Annotated in this window: 3 protein-coding genes; 1 reads left to right on the top strand and 2 read right to left on the bottom strand. The window is 69.8% G+C overall.

Going from position 1 to position 2,322, the window contains the following annotated elements; genetic code table 11:
- Positions 1–111 precede the first annotated feature (111 nt).
- Both arsB and AB0C59_RS34775 read right to left on the bottom strand, forming a co-directional pair.
- Positions 112–1,209 (bottom strand): ACR3 family arsenite efflux transporter, encoded by a 1,098-nt coding sequence (arsB, locus tag AB0C59_RS34780; protein WP_363011864.1) that lies wholly within the window; start codon positions 1,207–1,209, stop codon positions 112–114.
- On the bottom strand, positions 1,206–1,514 hold the full coding sequence (locus AB0C59_RS34775) for a metalloregulator ArsR/SmtB family transcription factor (protein WP_363011862.1): 309 nt from the start codon (positions 1,512–1,514) through the stop codon (positions 1,206–1,208). Before AB0C59_RS34775 ends, arsB begins: the two co-directional genes overlap by 4 nt.
- Before the next feature lie 75 nt (positions 1,515–1,589).
- Here AB0C59_RS34775 and AB0C59_RS34770 point away from each other — a divergent pair, with 75 nt between their 5' ends.
- The gene (locus AB0C59_RS34770) at positions 1,590–2,225 is read left to right on the top strand and encodes an arsenate reductase ArsC (RefSeq protein ID WP_363011860.1); all 636 of its coding nucleotides are present in this window, start codon (positions 1,590–1,592) and stop codon (positions 2,223–2,225) included.
- Positions 2,226–2,322: the final 97 nt, after the last annotated feature.

The raw sequence follows: 2,322 nt of genomic DNA, 5'->3' as shown, positions 1-2,322 counted from the left end.
CCTCAGAGACCGGCGCGGACCTCGCTGACAGCGGCTCATGGCCGTCTTCGAGGAGTTGTGTGGCCAGCCCTGCCTGGCCGCCGCCGACCACCACCACATCCGTGTGCTGCGTCACGGAGCCGTCGTCACCGCGCCCGGGGCGAACTTGGCTCGCCAGGCGAGCGCGACGTAGACCAGGCCGATCAGCACCGGCACCTCGATGAGCGGGCCGACGACGCCGGACAGGGCCTGGCCGGAGGTGACGCCGAAGGTGGCGATGGCGACCGCGATGGCCAGCTCGAAGTTGTTGCCCGCCGCGGTGAACGCCAGCGTCGCGGTGCGGTCATAGGCCAGGCCCAGGCCCTTGCCCAGGAGGAAGGTGCCGAAGAACATGACCGCGAAGTACACCAGCAGCGGCAGCGCGATCCGGGCCACGTCCCAAGGCTGGGAGGTGATGGTCTTCCCCTGGAGGGCGAAGAGGATGACGATCGTGAACAGCAGCCCGTACAGGGCCCACGGACCGATCTTCGGCAGGAACTTCGCCTCGTAGTCGGTACGGCCCATCTTCTTCTCCCCGATCCGGCGGGTCAGGAAGCCGGCCAGCAGCGGGACACCGAGGAAAATGACCACGTTCAAGGCGATCTCCCACATCGAGATGTCCAGGTGCTCGCCGTCGCCCAGGCCCAGCCAGCCGGGCAACAGGTCGAGGTAAAACCAGCCCAGCAGCCCGAACGCCAGGACCTGGAAGACGGAGTTCAGGGCGACGAGGACGGCTGCGGCCTCGCGGTCGCCGCAGGCGAGGTCGTTCCAGATGATGACCATGGCGATGCAGCGGGCCAGGCCGACGATGATCAGGCCGGTGCGGTACTCGGGCAGGTCCGGCAGGAAGATCCACGCCAGCGCGAACATCACCGCCGGCCCGACGATCCAGTTGATGACCAGCGAGGAGGCCATCAGCTTGCGGTCGCCGGTGACGGCGTCCAGCTTGTCGTAGCGGACCTTGGCCAGGACCGGGTACATCATGATCAGCAGGCCGAGCGCGATCGGCAGGGAGATCCCGCCGATCTCCACCTTGGCCAGCGCGTCGTTCAGTCCCGGGATCAGCCGCCCGAGGCCGAGGCCGACGGCCATGGCGATGAGGATCCACACGGCGAGATAGCGGTCGAGCGTGGAGAGCTTGGCGACGACGGACGCTTCTTGTGTCGTCGCGGGCGCTTCGGTGCGGGTCACGGGCAGGCCCTCTTGTTGTCGGCGGCGGTACGGGCCTGTTCGGCCAGGTCGGCGAACTGCCCGGCAAGCGATGCGATGACGTCCGCGCGGAGCTTGTAGTAGGTGAAGCGCCCGCACGGCTCGGTCTCGACGACCCCGGCCTCACGCAGGACTCTCAGGTGGTTGGAGAGGTTCGTCTGCCGGGCGCCGGTCTCCTCCACCAGGTGCGTGGTGCACAGCGTCTCGCGGGCGAGCAGGGTCACGATCTGGAGCCTGAGCGGGTCGGCCAGCACCCGGATCAGATCAGTGTCGACTGACGTCATCATGGACTGATACTGTCACATCACCCGGCGCTGATACCAGCCGGGGCTGACCCGTAGGCCCGTCGAAGGGGTCTTTCTATGTCCGCGACTCCCACCCCCGCCCTGCCCGACGAGCGCCTGGCCGCCGGCACCGCCCGGCTCGCCACCCGGCACACCGGCCGCTTCTCGGCCGAGACCGTCCAGAGCCTGCTCACCGACTCCTACCGGCGCCTGGCCGAGACCGCCTCGGTCACCACGCACCTGGTCGTGCTGGCCGAGCGCTTCACCGCCGAACGCCTCGACGCCCTCGCCCACGTCCAAGGCGCGCCGGGAACGGGGCCGGCGCGGGTGCTCTTCGTGTGCAGCCACAACGCCGGCCGCTCCCAGCTCGCCGCAGCCCTCCTTCAGCACCGGGCGGGCGGCCGGGTCACCGTCTCCTCCGCGGGCACCCACCCCGGGCCCGGGATCGAACCGCACATCGCGCAGGTCCTCACCGAGACGGGCGCCGATCCGGCCGAAGCGTTCCCCAAGCCGCTGACCGACGAGGTCGTGCGCGCGGCGGACATCGTCATCACCATGGGCTGCGGCGACGCCTGCCCCGTCGTGCCCGGCCGCCGCTACCTGGACTGGCCCGTGGCCGATCCCGACGGCGCCCCGATCGCGGTCGTCCGCGCCATCCGCGACGACCTCGACCGCCGCATCACCGACCTGCTCGCCGGCCTGCCGAGCACCTGAACCCCCGTTATGTTTTCCGCGGTCCTGCAAGAGGACCGCTGGCCTCCGGGCCCGGTATGACTTTTGCCCCCTGTCGATGGCATGACCTGGGGGGTGG

Source organism: Streptomyces sp. NPDC048664 (assembly GCF_040650555.1).
Lineage (GTDB): Bacteria > Actinomycetota > Actinomycetes > Streptomycetales > Streptomycetaceae > Streptomyces.
The sequence above is the reverse complement of the archived record's forward strand: the minus strand, read 5'-3'. Positions and strand labels throughout refer to the sequence as shown.